The organism is Pseudomonas sp. CFBP 13711 (assembly GCF_014842265.1).
Classification (GTDB): domain Bacteria; phylum Pseudomonadota; class Gammaproteobacteria; order Pseudomonadales; family Pseudomonadaceae; genus Aquipseudomonas.
In genome coordinates, this window is the sequence record NZ_JACYVI010000002.1 from 384,884 (window position 1) to 400,818 (window position 15,935).

Here is a 15,935-nt window from a genome sequence, read left to right on the forward strand (position 1 = left end):
CCTTGGTTACTTGGGGTGCTTTTCCAAGTAACTCGCCGAAGGCGAAACGTCTGCCCCCAGGCAGACGCTCTTGATCTTAAGGTCGATGATCTTGATCTTGATCTTAAAACCTGAACCGCGAAGCGCCCCTACGACGCCTGCCACGATCCGGTCCACATCGTTTGCATCAATCACCAACGGCGGCAACAGCCGAATCGTCTGCCCACGCGTCACATTGATCAACACCCCATACTCCTGCGCCGCCACCAGACACACATCCCGAATCGGCCGCCTCAACTCAATCCCGATCATCAACCCCATCCCCCGCACCTGCGCCACATCAGCGTGCCCCGCCAGCGCAGCGCGCAGACCCGCCAGCAACCGCTCCCCCTGCACCGCCGCATTGAGCAAAAGCCCCTCATCCTCAACGATATCCAGCACCGTACAACCGACCCGGCACGCCAGCGGATTACCGCCAAACGTACTGCCATGACTGCCCGGCGTGAACAGCCGCGCCACCGCCGCCGTCGCCAGACACGCACCAATGGGAATGCCATTGCCCAGCGCCTTCGCCAGCGTCATCACATCCGGTACGATCCCCTCATGCTCGAACGCAAACCAGCGCCCCGTCCGACCCATGCCCGTCTGGATCTCATCCAGCATCATCAGCCAACCGTTTTGAGTGCAATGGTCGCGCAGTGCCTTTAGATAGCCCGGCGGCGGCAACGCCACACCGCCCTCGCCCTGAATCGGTTCGACCAGCACCGCGACGATGCGCTCGCCATACGCCAACGTCGCTTGTTTAACCGCAACGATGTCACCGAACGCCACCTTCACGAACTCACCGGACATCGGCTGATAACCCAGCCGCGCGGCGCCGTTATCGCTGGCCGACAACGTGCCGAGGGTGCGGCCGTGAAAGGCGTTGTCCATCACCAGCACCAGCGGATGCTCGATGCCCTTGGCCCAGCCATACAAACGCGCCAGCTTGAGCGCGGTTTCGTTGGCCTCGGCGCCGGAATTGTTGAAAAACACCTGTTCCAGGCCCGACAGCCGGGTCAGACGTTGCGCCAGCTTCTGCTGCCAGTCGATGCGGTAATGGTTGGACGTGTGCAAGAGCAGCCCGGCCTGCTCGCTGATCGCTGCGACAATCTTTGGGTGGCTGTGGCCGACGTTGGTTACCGCAACACCCGCGACGGCGTCCAGGTACTGACGACCGCTGTCGTCCCACAGCCGCGCGCCTTCGCCACGGATGAAGCTCAACGGCATGGGTTTGTAGGTGTTCATCAGGCAGGCGGCGGTCATGTCGGTGGCTCCATCACGGGGTAAGTGAGGCCAGTATCGTTAGCCCGTTCTGATGTATAAAGACCGCCATCCTTCAGTGACTTTAAAGCAGGGCTTGATAATGGATGTATTTCTGGCGATGACGGTCTTCGTCAAAGTGGTGGAAGGCGGCAGCATGACCGCGGCCGCGCGCCAGTGCGAAATGTCGACGACCATGGTCGGCAATCACCTGAAAGCCCTGGAGCAGCGCCTCGGGGTGAGCCTGTTGCAGCGCACCACGCGCCGGCAGAACCTGACCGAGTTTGGCCTCGAATACTACCGGCGTTGCGTCGAAGTACTGGGGCTGGTCAACGATTCCGAGCGCATGGCCGAACAGGCCCAGACCGAGCCCAGCGGCACCTTGCGCGTCACCGCCCCGCCAGCCTTCGGCGCCGAACGCCTGGCGCCGTTGCTCAGCGATTTCGTCCAGCGCTACCCGGAGATCAAGGTGGAGGTGGTGCTCAGCAATCAGACGATGGACCTGATCGAGCACGGTTTCGACGCCGCCATCCGCCTCGGCACCCCGGAATCTTCGGCCCTGATTGCCCGGCCCCTGCAGGACTACACCCTGACCATCTGCGCGGCGCCCGCCTATTTGAAGCGTCGGGGTACACCGAAAAACGCCGACGACCTGCGCGACCACGACTGCCTGGCGTTCGCCTACCCGGCCGGTGATGACTGGCGTGCCGCCGACAAATTATGGCGCCTGACCGGGCCCGACGGCGTGATGGAGGTGCCGGTGTCGGGCTCGATGATCGTCAACAGCACGCCGGCGCTGCGCCAGGCCGTGCTCGCCGGGATGGGCGTGTCGATGCTGCCCGACGTGCTGATCAGCGAGGACATCGCCAGCGGAAAGCTCGTGCCACTGCTGCAGGATTATCAACCGCCCAGCCGCACGCTGTGGCTGATGTACCCCCAGGACCGCTATCGCCTGCCCAAGGTGCGGCAGTTCGTCGAACATGCTTTACGGGCTTGGGGCAAATAAGCGCTCACGCCAGGGAAGTCGTCAACGCGAATTGATAGCAGGCATGTCGGGTATCGACCGACAGAAATAGTGCCCCGGGGCCCCCATCGATACAGTCGTTGCAACACTCAACGACAGGCATCGAGGTCAACAATGTCACGCGCCATCAAATTTCATCGCTTCGGCAAAGCCGATGTGCTCAGTTGCGAGGAGCAGCCTGACCGGTCCCCCGGCCCACAGGAAGTGCTGGTTCGTGCCGAAGCCATCGGCATCAGCTGGGACGACGTATTGTGGCGGCAAAACCTGTCACTGGCACCGGTGCAACTGCCAGCGGGTCTGGGCAGTGAAATGGCCGGCGTCGTCGAAGCCGTGGGCGCTGGCGTGACCGACTTGAAGGTGGGCGACAAGGTGGCGAGCTTCAAAGCCATGAGCGCCAACCAGTACCCGGTGTGTGGCGACCACGTGATGGTCCCGCGCAACGCGCTGACCCTTTACCCGGACGCACTGACGCCGGTGGAAGCCAGCGTTCACTACACGCCGATGCTGCTGGCCTGGTTTGCCTTCGTCGAGCTTGCCAACGTGCAACCGGGCCAGACCGTGCTCGTCACCGACGCGACGTACAGCCCCGGCATTGCCTTCGTGCAGTTGGGCAAGGCGTTGGGCCTGCGGGTGATCGCGGCGACGCCCCATGGGCAAGACCGTGAATACCTGCTGGCGAACGGCGCCGATCGGGTGATCGTCACCGACGAGGACGACATCGGCCTGCGCATCGAGTCGCTGACCCACGGCCATGGCATCGAAGCGGTGTTCGACGGACTGGGCGGCATGCAGATGTCGATGCTCGGTGACGTGCTGGCGCCCCGCGGCAGTCTGGTGCTGTACGGCCTGCGCGGTGGCAACAAAACGCCTTTCCCGGCGCAGCAGGCATTCCGCAAGAACATGCGCTTCCACGTGCATTGCCTGGAAAACTTCACCGGCAAACCGGAGCTGGGCATCGAGCAGAATGGCCCCGCCCTGCAGCGGGCACTGGACGCTATCAACGATCTGACGGCCAAGGGTCTGCTCAAGCCGGACATCCACCGCACCTGGCCCTTCGAGCAGTTCGGCAAGGCGCACAACCACCTCGACGAGCATCCCGTGCGCGGTCGCGTGGTGCTGAAAGTCAGATGAGCGCACGCCGCCATTCACATGGGGTAACAGACCTGAAGAACTGCCTTGGTTGACGTCGGTGACGCGGCGGCCACACTCCAGAAAAGGACTTTCCGAGCGAATGACCGCTCACCCCGCTCCGCCCTCGGAGCCTCACCACACGTCAAGGAATGACTGTATGCCCCTTAACCCACCGGCTTCACCCCGTCCGCCCCATCTCGACTGGATGGCGCACATCCCCGAACTCGCGCAGTTGCGCATTGACCAACTCATCCTCCCCGGCGCCCACAACGCCGGCAGCGACAAGCTGTCACCCAACTTCGCCGTCCCCCAGGAGATGGCCCAGGACGTCGCGCCCCTGGAGCAATTGCGCCAGGGGGTGCGCGCGCTGGATTTGCGCGTGGCGTTTTATTCGAAGTATGAAAAGGGTGACCCGCGGCGTTTTCAGCTGTTCCACCTGACCTCGTCAGGGCGCACGGTCGCCGGAGACATTCTGGCGTGCGTCCATGCATTTTTTGAAGAACTGGAACAGAACGGCTCCCCGGCGCGTGAAATCGTCATTCTGGATTTCCATCAGTTCAAGGATTTCACTGAACTGACCCACAGGGAATTTCAGAACCTGCTAACCAAAACCCTTGGCCCGAGGGCCGTGCCACGGCAACTAAGCAGGCTGACGCTGGAAGGCATCTGGCGTGATCATCCGGGCAAAAACGTCGTGCTTGCCTATAACCGGCGCTCCGGCGACGAGCTGCTGTGGGACGGGGTCAAGCAGCGCTGGCCGGGAGAAAACCTGTTCAACACCAACACCCTGAAGGCGTTCGTCAACGAAGTGGCAGTGGAAAACAAACCCGAGTTCAGCCTGACCGCCATCCAGTGCGCCAAGTATTCATTGCCGCTGCACGCGCCCAGTGACTTGAGCGGGAAGATCGATCAGTGGTTCGAGTCGACGGACGAGAACAGCTTCATCCAGAATTTCTACATCATCAACACCGACTGGACCCTGCGCAGCGCGCTGGTCGCCCATTGCCGTCATGCCAATGGTATGCGTGCCCGCTTCAACCTGCGCCATCCCGATCAGCCGTTGCAACCCAGGCGGCGAGCCGTCAGCAGCGCGTGATCAAACCCTGTCGGGCGACGCGAATCAGTTGGTGAATCACCGCTTCCGCGCGCTCGGCAGCGGGCGCCTGAATCACGGCCAGGTCGAACTGGTCGTTGCTGAAGCGCTCAAGGGCATCGTCGGTTTCGATAAATTGAATGAGGAAAGCGTGCGGGCCGCCCTGGCGACGCGGCCAGCCGTCCAGGTAACGCAGCAACGACGGCTGATGGGCGCCGCCCAGAAGGATTTGTGGATTACGACGATTGAACTGGCTGGCGATGGGGGCCAGACGAACGAGGGGACGCGGGTGGGAATGACTGCTCATAGTGTCGTTTTCTCTGCCTCATTGATCCGCTGGGCAGCGGTGAGAGGCAACACCGAACCAGCGCTTTAGCGGAATTTCGATGACGAATGACCGTCACCCGGCGCCCCGCAAGTAGCTGTTTAAATCGGCGCATGAACGGCATCCTAGAGAAGCGCTGTAGGCATTGTCAATCGACGGATACCGTCGCGCTCCTGTCTAACCGGACGCAAAAAAATCCCGGCGCCCTGAGAGGCCGGGATTTTTGTTTGCTAACAATGTGGTTGCTACGGATTTGTCCAGGAGAATCAGCGACGCGCGATCAATCGGTCGACGGACAGGCGACCCGCGCCTTCGAACAGCACCGCCACCGCAGCGGCGATCAGCGCCAGCCCGAACTCATAACCGTTGTTGGCCATGAACAAGCCGTTGTGGATGTGCACCGAGAGAATCGCCACCACCAGCATCACGATCACCACCAGCGCTGCAGGCCGTGCCAGCAAGCCAAGGAACAGCGCCAGGCCGCCGAAGAATTCCGCGCTGCCGGACATCAAGGCCATCAGGTAGCCAGGGTTCAGGCCCAGGCTCGCCATGTACTGGCCAGTGCCTTCCAGGCCATAGCCGCCGAACATACCGAACAGTTTCTGGCTGCCGTGGGCCATGAGGATGATGCCGATGAGAATCCGCAGGCCGGTGATGCCGAAACCGGCGTGGGTGTTAAAGATCGATTTAAGTTGAGCATTCATGGCGGTTAATTCCGTTTGAGTTGAGAATGGCGCCATCTTAATCGCTTCTATAAATATGAAAATCGCAAAATACGCGTGATATCTATCGAATCCTTGGATCTGTCACCGAGTCTCCGGACGCTCCAATGAACTGCGGGCCTGGTCAAACGCCAGGTAGTACTTGTTGACGCTGTTCACGTAGCTCACGACGTTCTTGCCGCCCTGCTCCATGGCCACGCGCTCGACCTGAAAAAACCACTGGTTCGGGTTGAGCCCCTGGCGCTTCGCCTCCGCACGCATGGCCTGCACGCGCTCCGGGCCGAGGTTGTAGGCAGCCAGGGTAAATGCCATGCGCTCACGCTCGTTGATTTTCGGGCTGGCGAAAAACTTGCGCCGCAGCAGCGCCATGTATTTGCTCGCCGCCTGCACGTTACCGTCGAGGTCATGAATGTTGTCGACGCCGACGCGCTGGGCGGCCGACGGGGTGATCTGCAGCAGACCGGTGGCGCCGCTGCCACCCTTGGCGACCGGGTTGAGCGCCGACTCCTTGAAGGCCACGGCGGCCAGATCCAGCCAGTCCATCTTCTGTTTGTCGGCGTGCAATTGCAGCGTGGGACGCAGTTTCTCCAGGCGCTGACGGTCTTCGCGCGCCAGCGGATTGTGGATCTGGTAGCGGTCCTTGTAGGCGGTCTGGAAGGCGGCGTCCTGATTGCGCGGCGGTTCGTAGGTTTGCAGGAAATGGTCGACGGCGCCGCGCAACACCACGGCGTCCTTGCGCACGAACCAGTTCATGTCCCCCGGATCGCTCAAGGCAGCAGCGCGGTCGATCCGCAGCTTCGGCATCACTTTGGCCCAGCGCTCGGCGATGGGTTGCTCGACCACGGTCAGGTGATAAACACCGGCCTGAACCATTTCCAGCACGTCTTCCACGGCCAGGCTCGGGTCAACCCATTCGATCTTCACCGGCGGCAGCTTGCGCAGGGCCAGCTTCTGATTCAGCTGCAGGATGGCCTCATCGGCGGCGCTGCCGCTGGTGAGCATCAGTGTGCGGCCGGAGAGCTGTTCGGGACGCCGGAGGCCGCGCTCACCCTTGACGCCCACCACCACCAGCGGCACCTGGGCGACCACCGGTTCAGACGCGTCGACGTAGCGGGCGGCGCTGGCGTCCAGGAGTTCGCCCGGCGCAACCATGTCGCCTTCGCCCCGCTGCAGCGCGGCGAGCAGCTGGTCCTTGGCTTTGGGAATGAGCTTGAGGGAGATCTTCTGACCGTCGCGGGCGTGGCTGTTGAGGTAGGTTTCGAACGCCTGCAAGCGACGGCACTCGACGCCAACGGGCTCACCCTGAACTTCGGCGGAGCTGTTGCGGCTCTGATTGACCAGCACCCGCAGGACTTTGCCACTGCGGATCGCCGGCAGGTCGCGCACCTGACTCTTTTTGATCACCACCGGCGGACCGGCGGGGCGCGGCGACGCGTGGCTGGGCACGGCCAGGACGCACATCAGGGAAAGCAGGGACGCTCGGATCATTGACGCTCCGATGAAAGGCCGAAAAAAACGGGCTTGAAGTCTGTGTCGCGCAGCTGAACGGCTCGTCGCGTGCATCGCGGCATGCGTCAACAAAAGCGGGATCACAGGATTGGGTATTCCAAGCAGTTGAGCCTGCTTGTTTTTTATCGCTTCAATCGCTCTGGTATTCTTCTCGGCCTCCGGCCTGAGGTAGCACCATGCAACTAATAGACATTGGCGTCAACTTGACCAACCCCAGCTTCGCCGCCCGCGAACATGAGGTGGTGGAACGCGCGTACGCCGCCGGCGTCGGCCAGTTGATCCTCACCGGCACCGACGTCGAAGGCAGCGAAGAGGCCTTGGCGTTATCCCGCCGGCTCGATGAAAGCGGCCAACGTCTGTTCAGCACTGCCGGCATTCATCCGCACTCGGCAAGCGCCTGGACGGGCGAAACCGAGAGCCAGCTCAGGGCGCTGCTGGGTGAAAAGACCGTCTGCGCCGTGGGTGAATGCGGGCTGGATTTCAATCGCGACTTCTCCCCTCGCCCGCAGCAGGAAAAGGTTCTGGAAGCGCATCTGGCACTGGCCGTTGAGCTGCAATTGCCGGTGTTTCTCCATGAGCGCGATGCCGACGAGCGCCTGCTCGCCATTTTGCGGGACTACCGCGATCAGCTCTCGGCGGCGGTGGTGCATTGCTTCACCGGGGAAAAACGCGCGCTGTTCAACTATCTGGATCTGGACCTGCACATCGGCATCACCGGGTGGATCTGCGACGAGCGCCGGGGCACGCACCTGCACCCGCTGGTCCGCGAAATTCCCCGCGGCCGGTTGATGCTGGAAAGCGACGCGCCCTATCTGCTGCCCCGCACCTTGCGGCCCAAACCAAAGAACGGCCGCAACGAACCGGCCTATTTGCCCGAGGTCCTGCGCGAAGTGGCGCTGCACCGAGGTGAAAGCCTGCACGACGTTGCGGCCCACACCACCAATTGCGCTCGGGCGTTTTTTTCGTTGCCGGCGGTGGAAGCGGCCGTTCACGCATCGTAACAACAGGCTCTGCCTTGTTCCGCAGTTCAAAACGATAGGAGCGCCGTCTGACCTGTCACCCCATAAACACCATTGATCCAGATCAACGCTTCGCGTCTTTAAAGCGCACAAAATGATGGCACCCTGCCTTGCTTCGTGCACCCACAGAAGACTTCCACCATGGCCCGCTGGCTGAGCAATGTTTCGCTGAAATACAAGTTCTGGGCGGTCAACGCCGTTGCGTTTTTCACCACGCTGTTGCTGGTGCTTTACGCCCTGCAGCTGGAGCAACAAACCCGCGCCAACGATGCCAGAGCCGCCGCGCAGGCCGAGGCACAGTTGTTGAGCGCGTGGCCCGCCGGGCAATCACTGCCAGCTGCAGCCCACCGTCTGACGTATCCAGCGGGACAGGTGCCGGTGTTCAAAGGTCAGCCCCTGCCCTCGCTGAGCCCGGTTACCGGCTGGACTGACCTGACGGGTGTTTCCGACACAGACGGTACGCCACTGATCGGCGCCTATGTCATCCAGCGCGGTGACCAACGCATCGCCGTGCTCGCCGCTGCGCCACACCTGCTGCAATGGGTGGAGGTGCGTTTCGTCCAGTACGCCGTCGCAGTGTTCATTCTGATGCTCGCCATGCTCGGCGCGTCGCAACTGCTGATCCGCTTTCTGCTGACCCACCTCAACACCCTCAAAGACGTGATGCTGCAGGTAGAAAGCAGCGGCGACCTCTCGGCGCGCGTGCCCCTGGCCGGTGAGGATGAAGTCGGGCAGATGGCCAAGGCCTTCAACGCCATGCAAGCCGGTTATCAACGCATCGTCACCACCGTTGCCCACTCCGCCGCCCGCCTGGATGCAGGCGCGGGTCAACTGGCGTCGGGCATGAGCGAGGTGCGCCAAGGCATGCTCGGCCAGCAGAGCGAGACCGATCAAGTGGCAACGGCCATCAATGAAATGACCGCCACCGTCCACCACATCGCTCAACACGCCGGTGCCACCCGTGATCAATCCCGGAACGCTGACCGGCTCGCGGGCACCGGCAAAGCCGTGGTTGATCGGGTAGAGACGTCCATCGCCGGGCTGTCCAGCGGGGTGCAACAGACGGCCGGGATGATCCAGCGGCTGGCCGAGGACAGTCAGAAAATCAACGGCGTCGTGAGCGTGATTCACAGCATCGCCGAACAAACCAACCTGCTCGCCCTCAACGCCGCCATCGAAGCGGCCCGCGCTGGGGAGATGGGACGCGGCTTCGCGGTGGTGGCCGATGAGGTGCGACATCTGGCGCGCCGGGTGCAGACGTCCACCGACGAGATCACCACCATGGTCTGCACTCTGCAGGCGGGTACCCGCGATGCGGTGGAGTTCATGCAGGAAAGCTCGCACAAGGCCGACGACTGCGTGCAGCGCGCGCGGGAAGCGGGTCAGGCGCTGACGGCGATCACTGAAGCGGTGGCGCAGATGCGCGAGAGCAACACTCAGATTGCGGTAGCGGCGCAACAACAGAGCCAGGTCGCCGAAGAAATGAACCGGGCCGTGGTAAGCATCCGCGACGTGACCGAGCGCACCGTCCGACAAACAGTGGACTCGGCCGGCACCAGCGATGAGCTGGCGACACTGGCCGGCGCCTTGAACACGGCCATCGGGCAGCTGAAATTACAGGGCTGATTGCCTCGCGCCCCTGCGATTGCTCCGACACATCCTGCCTATCAGGCTGATAGCAATCCTCGATTCGCCGAAGTGAACCTCCGGGCCTATTCTCATCTGTATCGAAAACACTTCTTGTTCACGTTTCACCGAGGTAAGCGTCATGCCCAAGTTCATTACGGATCTTCACATCGGCGAATTCTTCAACCCATCGCGCAAGGACGGTTTGCCGTCGAACGCTGTGTTGTCCTCACTGGCGTTCCCGCTGTCCATCGTCTCCGGCTTGCTCCTGCTGGACGGCGCGTTCAACAGCAGCCTGACGTCCGCCGCTATCGGTGTGCTGGGTCTGATCGCCGCGCAAGCCATTAAAGCCAGAGGTCAATAAGGCACCTGGCTTTTGCCCGGTACAGAGATGCGTCACCTGATGACGTTGTCAGCAACCTCACCTCTGATCTGATCAGCCAAAGACAGTCACCGTCTGGCGACTGATCGCCACCAATTCCCCTTCTGGCGTCCACAGCGCCGCTGCGGTATGACCGTAGCCATCGCGGGCATGCTCGATCACCGCTCGGTACTGGGTCCAGTCATGGGTGGTCATCGCGGGCAACGGCTGCACAAATTCGATCGTCCAGGTTAACGAGCTTCCCGGTGCCGGCTTGTTCAGATGGGGCAGCACCGCAGGCGGCCAGGTGTCGACCAGCGCCAGCAGATGCGCTTCGGTCAAGGGCTCCTCTTCCACGTCACGCAAGCGTGCATAGCCACCAATCGCCGGTGACGGTGTGTTGGAAAACGGCAGGCCGCCCAGCGCCCAGCGCAGATCAATAAACCGCAGGTATTCCGGCATCACGCCGGACACGAACGGGAACGGCTGGATCTCGTCCACCGGCTTGAAGACCGGCGCTGGCTCGGCGTGCACCGAAATCATCGACTCGCGGGGCGCGCCGAAGCTGCCCTGAATCAGGGTCATGACCTCGCCGTTCTGGATCGCCCGGCCCAAGACCTGACTGACCGCTTTGCCTTCGCGCAGGACTTCCACCTCAAACGAAATGGGTGTATCGATGGCCGGTGGCGCAACGAAACAGATCGCCAGCGACCGAACGGGCCGCTCGGTCGAGACCTTCGCGCGCATCGCTTCATACATCAGCGCAGCCATCAGCCCGCCGAAGCAGGCTCGCCCCTGTGCCCATGAGGCGGGGATGCTGACGCATTCGGGATGGGCACGGACGGCGTCAAGCAGCTCGGAGAATTTCATGGGCATTCCAGGGTGGCAGGCGGGATGGGCAAATGGTAACGAGGCAGCCGCCGCAGGACAGGGTTGATAAGCGCCAATCCTGCGGACCAGACGGTTTAAAAGCGACCAGGCCTGAAGATCCCGTGGAGTCAGCGTGGAGAATGTTTTCCGAAGCACGCCTTGTACAAACGCTCCAGAACCTGATCAGACTTTTGCTCGGCACGATGAATGCCCAATTCCCACCCGGCCACGCACGGCGCCAGATCCGCCTGATGCCGCGCCTGCTCCAGCCATTGCAGGTGATCGTGCCAATCGCCCAGGGCGCCTTGAGCGGCTTTCAACCGGCGCTCCATGTTCTTCGGCTGATGACTGAGTTCTGGATAGGCCTCGCCGGCGTAGCGCACGCGTTTGATCAACAGGCGCAGACGATGGCGATCGTGGGCAGGTTCGCCCATGGCTTCGCGCAGTTGCTTCCACTGTTTGTCCAGGCGCTTTTCAATGCGCTGCTCCAGCTTGTCGAGCAGGCCATGGCGTTCCTGGGTGCGCAGCAGGGCCGGCAATTGATCCAGCACACCGAACAGACGATTGAGCTCCGCAGAGCTGGCCACTTTCGGGCACGCGGTTTTCAGGTATTGCTCGCGCTTGGCCGCCGCCTGGGGCAGACCCTGTTCATCGAGGAACGCCGCCAGCACCTGCATGTCACGCAAAGGCGTGGTGAGCGCGCCGACCTCCTTGGCCGCCGCTTCCACCTGATCCAGCCCTGGCAGCCCCCGCAGCGGGCGCAAAACGCTGCGCAGGCGGCGGACGTTGGTGCGCAGGTCGTGCAGCGCTTCGCTGTCGGTGGAGACCTCCAACCGCGCGTGGCAGGCAAGCAGCTTGATGTTAAGGCCGATAATCTCGGCGACCAGGTGATCGACCATCGCTGACATGAAACACTCCTAGGTTGAAGATGAATGTCTGATGACTCACGGCCGCTTGCCCCTCGCAGTGGACAAACGCCACGGCAGGCTGCGGCGCAGGCATTTCAGGCGCTGACGCAATGCACCAACCGAGCCGTCTGCCCCGGCGTAGCGCTGGGCCTCGAACTCGTGGACAAAATCCCTGATCGCCCCGGCGTGGGCCGGCAGTTGCGCGGCAGCACGCTGCGCAAAGGCCTGGGCGCCCTCACCCGGCTGACGTTTAAGACCCTGCCGGGCGAGCAGACGTTCGAACTGGTTGAACAGCCGCAGCTGCGAATCGCTCTCACGGCGCCACGGTTTGAACAGCCACAGCGCCAGCAACCCGAGAATAACCGCCGCGCCGCTGGCAAACACGGGTGCCTGAAACCCGGAAAACCAGCGGCCCAGCACCTGCAGTTGCTGCTGACCCTGATACCCCAGCACCCAGCGCTGCCAGCCGTAATTGAGGTTGTCCCAGCTCAGGCGGATTGAATTGACCCAGGCCAGGTGCCGATAGCGCAGGGCTGACATCGGCGAATCGCTGAGAAAGTCTTCGTCCGCCGCCAGGGCCTGTTCAAGCCCTTGCTCGACCCGCGCGGGCGCCACCGCTGCGGTGGGATCAACGCTGCGCCAGCCCACGTTCGGTTGCCAGTACTCGACCCAGGCGTGGGCATCGAACTGGCGCACGGTCAGGTAATTGCCGTCCGGGTTGAGCTCGCCGCCCTGATAACCGGCAACCACCCGCGCCGGCACACCCGCCGCGCGCAGGGCAAATGTCATGGCGCCGGCGTAGTGGGCACAAAAACCGGCACGGCTGCCGAACAGGAAGTCATCGATGCTGTTGGCTCCCAGCGCCGGGGGCTTGAGGGTGTAGCGGAACGGCTGCGATGTGAAATACGACAGCAGCGCGTCCACCACCGCGTCGGTGCCGGGATGGCGCCGGTGCAGGTCCGCTGCCCATTCGCGCACCTGGGGATTGCCTTTGGCCGGCAGTTGCAGGGCCTGCAAGCGCGCGCCGTCGCTGAGCACGGTCTCGCGCACCGCGTCGGGCCAGGATTCGACGCTGTAGAGCATTGATTGCTCCACCGGTCGTCGCCGCTGCCAGCGGAAATCAGTCATCTGGCGCACGCCGGCCAGATCGGTCTGGCCGACATCGAGGGTCATCAGCCACGGCTTGCCGGTCGGTTCCAGCACCACGCTGTAGCTGACCCGCTCGCCTTCCCGGCGCCACAGCGGCGCGTCCGGCACTTGCGCCCGCGACGATTGCGACCAGCGTCTGCCGTCGAATTGCTCCAGGGTCAGCGCGCGCCAGTACAGCTGATTGCGCGGCGGCAGCGGGCCGTCAAAACTGGCGCGAAACACCAGCTCGGCAGATTTGCTCAGCTCGGCGATGTCCCCCGGCGCCATGCTGTCGGACAGCCCGGTCAGCGCCTTGTTACTGGGTTGCGGCAACGACCACAGGGGCTCAAGGCGCGGGAAAAACAGGAACAGCAGAAGCATCAACGGCACGGCCTGCAGCAGCAGTTTGGCCGATAGCCGCAGCGTCGCGGCGGGCCTGCTGGAGATACCGGACTGTTGCAGGCCGATCAACGCCGCCAGCAGCGTGGTGATCGGCAGCAGGGTAAACAGGCCCCAGAGCAGCGAGTCTTCGAACAGGTAACCGACGGCGATGCAGAAGAAGCCAAGAAAGATCAGCACCAGCGCGTCGCGACGGTTCTGCATTTCCAGCATCTTCAGAATGAACGCCGCGATCAGCAGCGCCGCCCCTGCGTCCAGACCGATCAAACTGCCCCGCGCCAGATAGATGCCACTGGCGGTGCCGACCAGCAGTCCAGATTTGATCCAGGTGCCGGGCATGCGCACGCGCATACGGAAGATCTGGATGCGCCAGAACGAGCAGACCAGCCAGAGCACGATCAACGCCACCGGCACGTGCAAGGCGAAGGGCACGATCACCAGCGCCTGGGCAATCAGCAACCAATTGAGGCTGACCCGGGGGATCGGTTTGGCCAGGCTTGAGGAGGTCATCGCGCCGCGCCTTTCATGCGCGCACCCCGTACAGCGCCAATTGGCGCAGGCAGGCATCACGGTGAGCGTCGCCGCTGTCCACCGCCGAGATAAAACCGGGCAGCCGCAGCGCGAACGGCTGCTGACGCTGGGACAATTCCAGCACCCAGTAACACAGGCGCGACAGCCGCTCTTCGATATCCCCACCCAGGGCCATGAAATCCAGACACAGGTCGTGACCGCTGAGGTCGCTGAACTCCTTGACCATCAGCCCCTGTCCCCGCGACCAGGCTTTCCAGTGCATGCGCCGCATCGAGTCGCCCGGTTGCCACAGGCGCAGGCCCTGATAATCGTCGACGCCCGGCCCCGTCGTGGCGTGGCCGTCGTCCTCAGCATGGGGTTGCACGCCTTGCAGCAGCGGCATCGTGCCGGCCAGCGGTTGCGGGTAGATCAGCACGGTCTGTTCCAGGTCCAGCCAGCTCCAGGCGCGAAAGATCCCCAGCGGAAACACGCTCTCCACGCGCAAACGCGGGGCCCGCATCCAGCCGCGTTTGAGCGCCGGCAGCGTCAGGTCGACTTCGACCAGACGCTCGGCTTCAACGTCGGTCTGCTCCAGCTGTTCGCTGTCCCACCCCAGGGCAATCGCCTGATGGCCATGGCCGGTGCTTTCCAGACGCAGGCGCAGTTGCACCGGTTCGCCGACGAACACCGAACGCGCGTGGCCGCCGCTGAGGATCAGCCCGCTGATGTTGCGGTAGGTGTGCAGAATGGCCAGCACGCCCACCGACAGCATGAGAAAGGTCAGGCCGTAGGCGAGGCTGTTCTGGTAGTTGATCGACACCAGCAGCAACAGAAACAGAATGAGCGCATAGGTACCGCCGACCCGGGTCGGCAGGATGAAGATTCGGCGGTGATCCAGTTCGACCCGCGACGCCGGGGGAATGCGGCGTCCCACCCAGCGCTGCCAGACCGGTTTGAAGCGTTCGATCACAGCACCGGCACCTCGCGCAGTAGCCACTGGACCAGCGCCCCGCCGCCATGCCCGGTCGGGTCAGTGCGCTCGCGCAGGCGGTGGCTGATGACGGCGGGCAGAATCGCCTGCACGTCTTCGGGAATCACGTAATCGCGCCCGGCGAGCAACGCCCAGGCACGCGCCGCCGACAGGATCGCCAGGCTCGCGCGGGGCGACAGGCCGTAGGCGAATTGCGGCTGGCTGCGCGTGGCATCGACCAGCCGCAGCACGTAATCGACCAGGGCGTCGCTGGCCCGCACCTGCCGCGCCTGCTGCTGAAGCAAGGCCAGTTCGGCGTGGTCCAGCAACGGCTCGATGCGCGGCAGCAGGTCGCGACGGGATTCCCCCAGCAGCAGGGCTTTTTCCGCCGAGCGCGCGGGATAACCCAGGGACAGGCGCATCAGGAAGCGGTCCAGTTGCGATTCCGGCAAGGCGAAGGTGCCGCCCTGGCTGAAGGGGTTTTGGGTGGCGATGACGAAAAACGGATCGGGCAGCAAACGGGTGGCGCCCTCGATGGTGACCTGGCCCTCCTCCATGGCTTCGAGCAGCGCGCTCTGGCTCTTGGGCGTAGCGCGGTTGATTTCGTCGGCCAGCACCAGCTCGGCGAAGATCGGTCCGGGGTGGAAGGTGAACTGCCCGGTGTCACGATCGAAAACGGACGTGCCGAGGATGTCGCCCGGCAGCAGATCGGAGGTGAATTGAATGCGCTGAAAGCTTAAGCCGAGCACCCGCGCCAGGGTGTGGCTGAGGGTGGTTTTGCCCATGCCGGGCAAGTCTTCAATCAACAGATGCCCGCCGCCCAGCAGGCAGGTCAGCGCCAGGCGCACCTGCGGTTCCTTGCCCAGCACCACTTCATTGATTGCGTTGAGACACGCATCCAGTTTTCTGCCCATCGGAAGGCCTCCCCAGGCGACTGCTCATGGCTAATAGGACTGCAGACGATGCCAGACGTGCAGCCACTGTAAGGTCAGCGTAGGCCTTTTCGCCAGAGCGGGATGGAGGGATTCATCAGGGTGGAGCGAAACAGGACGGTAGGAG

At 63.1% G+C, this 15,935-nt stretch carries 15 protein-coding genes; 6 read left to right on the plus strand and 9 right to left on the minus strand.

From position 1 onward, the window contains the following. Positions 1–6: 6 nt before the first annotated feature. Positions 7–1,284: an aspartate aminotransferase family protein gene (locus tag IFT47_RS06665; protein ID WP_192172184.1), complete on the minus strand. Its 1,278-nt coding sequence runs from the start codon at positions 1,282–1,284 to the stop codon at positions 7–9. Between the two features lie 100 nt (positions 1,285–1,384). Between IFT47_RS06665 and IFT47_RS06670 the strand changes: the two genes are divergently transcribed. The 3 genes from IFT47_RS06670 to IFT47_RS06680 all read left to right on the plus strand — a co-directional run bounded on the left by IFT47_RS06670 (position 1,385) and on the right by IFT47_RS06680 (position 4,532). Continuing rightward, entirely contained in the window at positions 1,385–2,287 is a 903-nt protein-coding gene (locus IFT47_RS06670; RefSeq protein ID WP_192172185.1) for a LysR family transcriptional regulator, read from the plus strand. Between the two features lie 132 nt (positions 2,288–2,419). Further along, positions 2,420–3,436, plus strand: coding sequence for a zinc-dependent alcohol dehydrogenase family protein (locus IFT47_RS06675; RefSeq protein ID WP_192172186.1), 1,017 nt, complete (start codon positions 2,420–2,422; stop codon positions 3,434–3,436). Between the two features lie 157 nt (positions 3,437–3,593). Further along, positions 3,594–4,532 carry a hypothetical protein gene (locus IFT47_RS06680; RefSeq protein WP_192172187.1) on the plus strand — a complete coding sequence of 313 codons (939 nt, stop codon included), beginning with the start codon at positions 3,594–3,596 and terminating at the stop codon, positions 4,530–4,532. Here IFT47_RS06680 and IFT47_RS06685 read toward each other — a convergent pair. The 3 genes from IFT47_RS06685 to IFT47_RS06695 form a co-directional block, all read right to left on the minus strand. Next, the gene (locus IFT47_RS06685; RefSeq protein WP_192172188.1) at positions 4,519–4,836 is read right to left on the minus strand and encodes a class I SAM-dependent methyltransferase; all 318 of its coding nucleotides are present in this window, start codon (positions 4,834–4,836) and stop codon (positions 4,519–4,521) included. The two genes, IFT47_RS06680 and IFT47_RS06685, sit on opposite strands and share 14 nt — an antisense overlap. A 284-nt stretch (positions 4,837–5,120) precedes the next feature. Next, entirely contained in the window at positions 5,121–5,558 is a 438-nt protein-coding gene (locus IFT47_RS06690) for a DoxX family protein (RefSeq protein WP_192172189.1), read from the minus strand. 102 nt (positions 5,559–5,660) lie between these two features. Then, positions 5,661–7,064, minus strand: a complete 1,404-nt coding sequence (locus IFT47_RS06695) for a transglycosylase SLT domain-containing protein (protein WP_192172190.1) — start codon at positions 7,062–7,064, stop codon at positions 5,661–5,663. A gap of 197 nt (positions 7,065–7,261) precedes the next feature. On the opposite strand from IFT47_RS06695, the gene IFT47_RS06700 reads away from it, so the two are divergent. From IFT47_RS06700 to IFT47_RS06710, 3 genes are all read left to right on the plus strand, one after another. Further along, positions 7,262–8,086 (plus strand): TatD family hydrolase, encoded by an 825-nt coding sequence (locus IFT47_RS06700; RefSeq protein WP_192172191.1) that lies wholly within the window; start codon positions 7,262–7,264, stop codon positions 8,084–8,086. 159 nt (positions 8,087–8,245) lie between these two features. Then, positions 8,246–9,730, plus strand: a complete 1,485-nt coding sequence (locus tag IFT47_RS06705; RefSeq protein ID WP_192172192.1) for a methyl-accepting chemotaxis protein — start codon at positions 8,246–8,248, stop codon at positions 9,728–9,730. Between the two features lie 142 nt (positions 9,731–9,872). Beyond that, positions 9,873–10,094 (plus strand): hypothetical protein, encoded by a 222-nt coding sequence (locus IFT47_RS06710; protein WP_192172193.1) that lies wholly within the window; start codon positions 9,873–9,875, stop codon positions 10,092–10,094. 72 nt (positions 10,095–10,166) lie between these two features. Here IFT47_RS06710 and IFT47_RS06715 read toward each other — a convergent pair whose 3' ends face one another. From IFT47_RS06715 to IFT47_RS06735, 5 genes are all read right to left on the minus strand, one after another. Next, positions 10,167–10,961: an acyl-CoA thioesterase gene (locus tag IFT47_RS06715; RefSeq protein WP_192172194.1), complete on the minus strand. Its 795-nt coding sequence runs from the start codon at positions 10,959–10,961 to the stop codon at positions 10,167–10,169. Positions 10,962–11,089: 128 nt separating this feature from the next. Continuing rightward, entirely contained in the window at positions 11,090–11,860 is a 771-nt protein-coding gene (locus IFT47_RS06720) for a CHAD domain-containing protein (RefSeq protein ID WP_192172294.1), read from the minus strand. Positions 11,861–11,905: 45 nt separating this feature from the next. Continuing rightward, positions 11,906–13,906: a transglutaminase TgpA family protein gene (locus tag IFT47_RS06725; protein WP_192172195.1), complete on the minus strand. Its 2,001-nt coding sequence runs from the start codon at positions 13,904–13,906 to the stop codon at positions 11,906–11,908. A gap of 13 nt (positions 13,907–13,919) precedes the next feature. Next, positions 13,920–14,903, minus strand: a complete 984-nt coding sequence (locus IFT47_RS06730; RefSeq protein ID WP_192172196.1) for a DUF58 domain-containing protein — start codon at positions 14,901–14,903, stop codon at positions 13,920–13,922. After that, the gene (locus tag IFT47_RS06735) at positions 14,873–15,790 is read right to left on the minus strand and encodes an AAA family ATPase (protein ID WP_122538460.1); all 918 of its coding nucleotides are present in this window, start codon (positions 15,788–15,790) and stop codon (positions 14,873–14,875) included. The genes IFT47_RS06730 and IFT47_RS06735 overlap by 31 nt, the downstream gene beginning before the upstream one ends. Between the last annotated feature and the right edge of the window lie 145 nt (positions 15,791–15,935).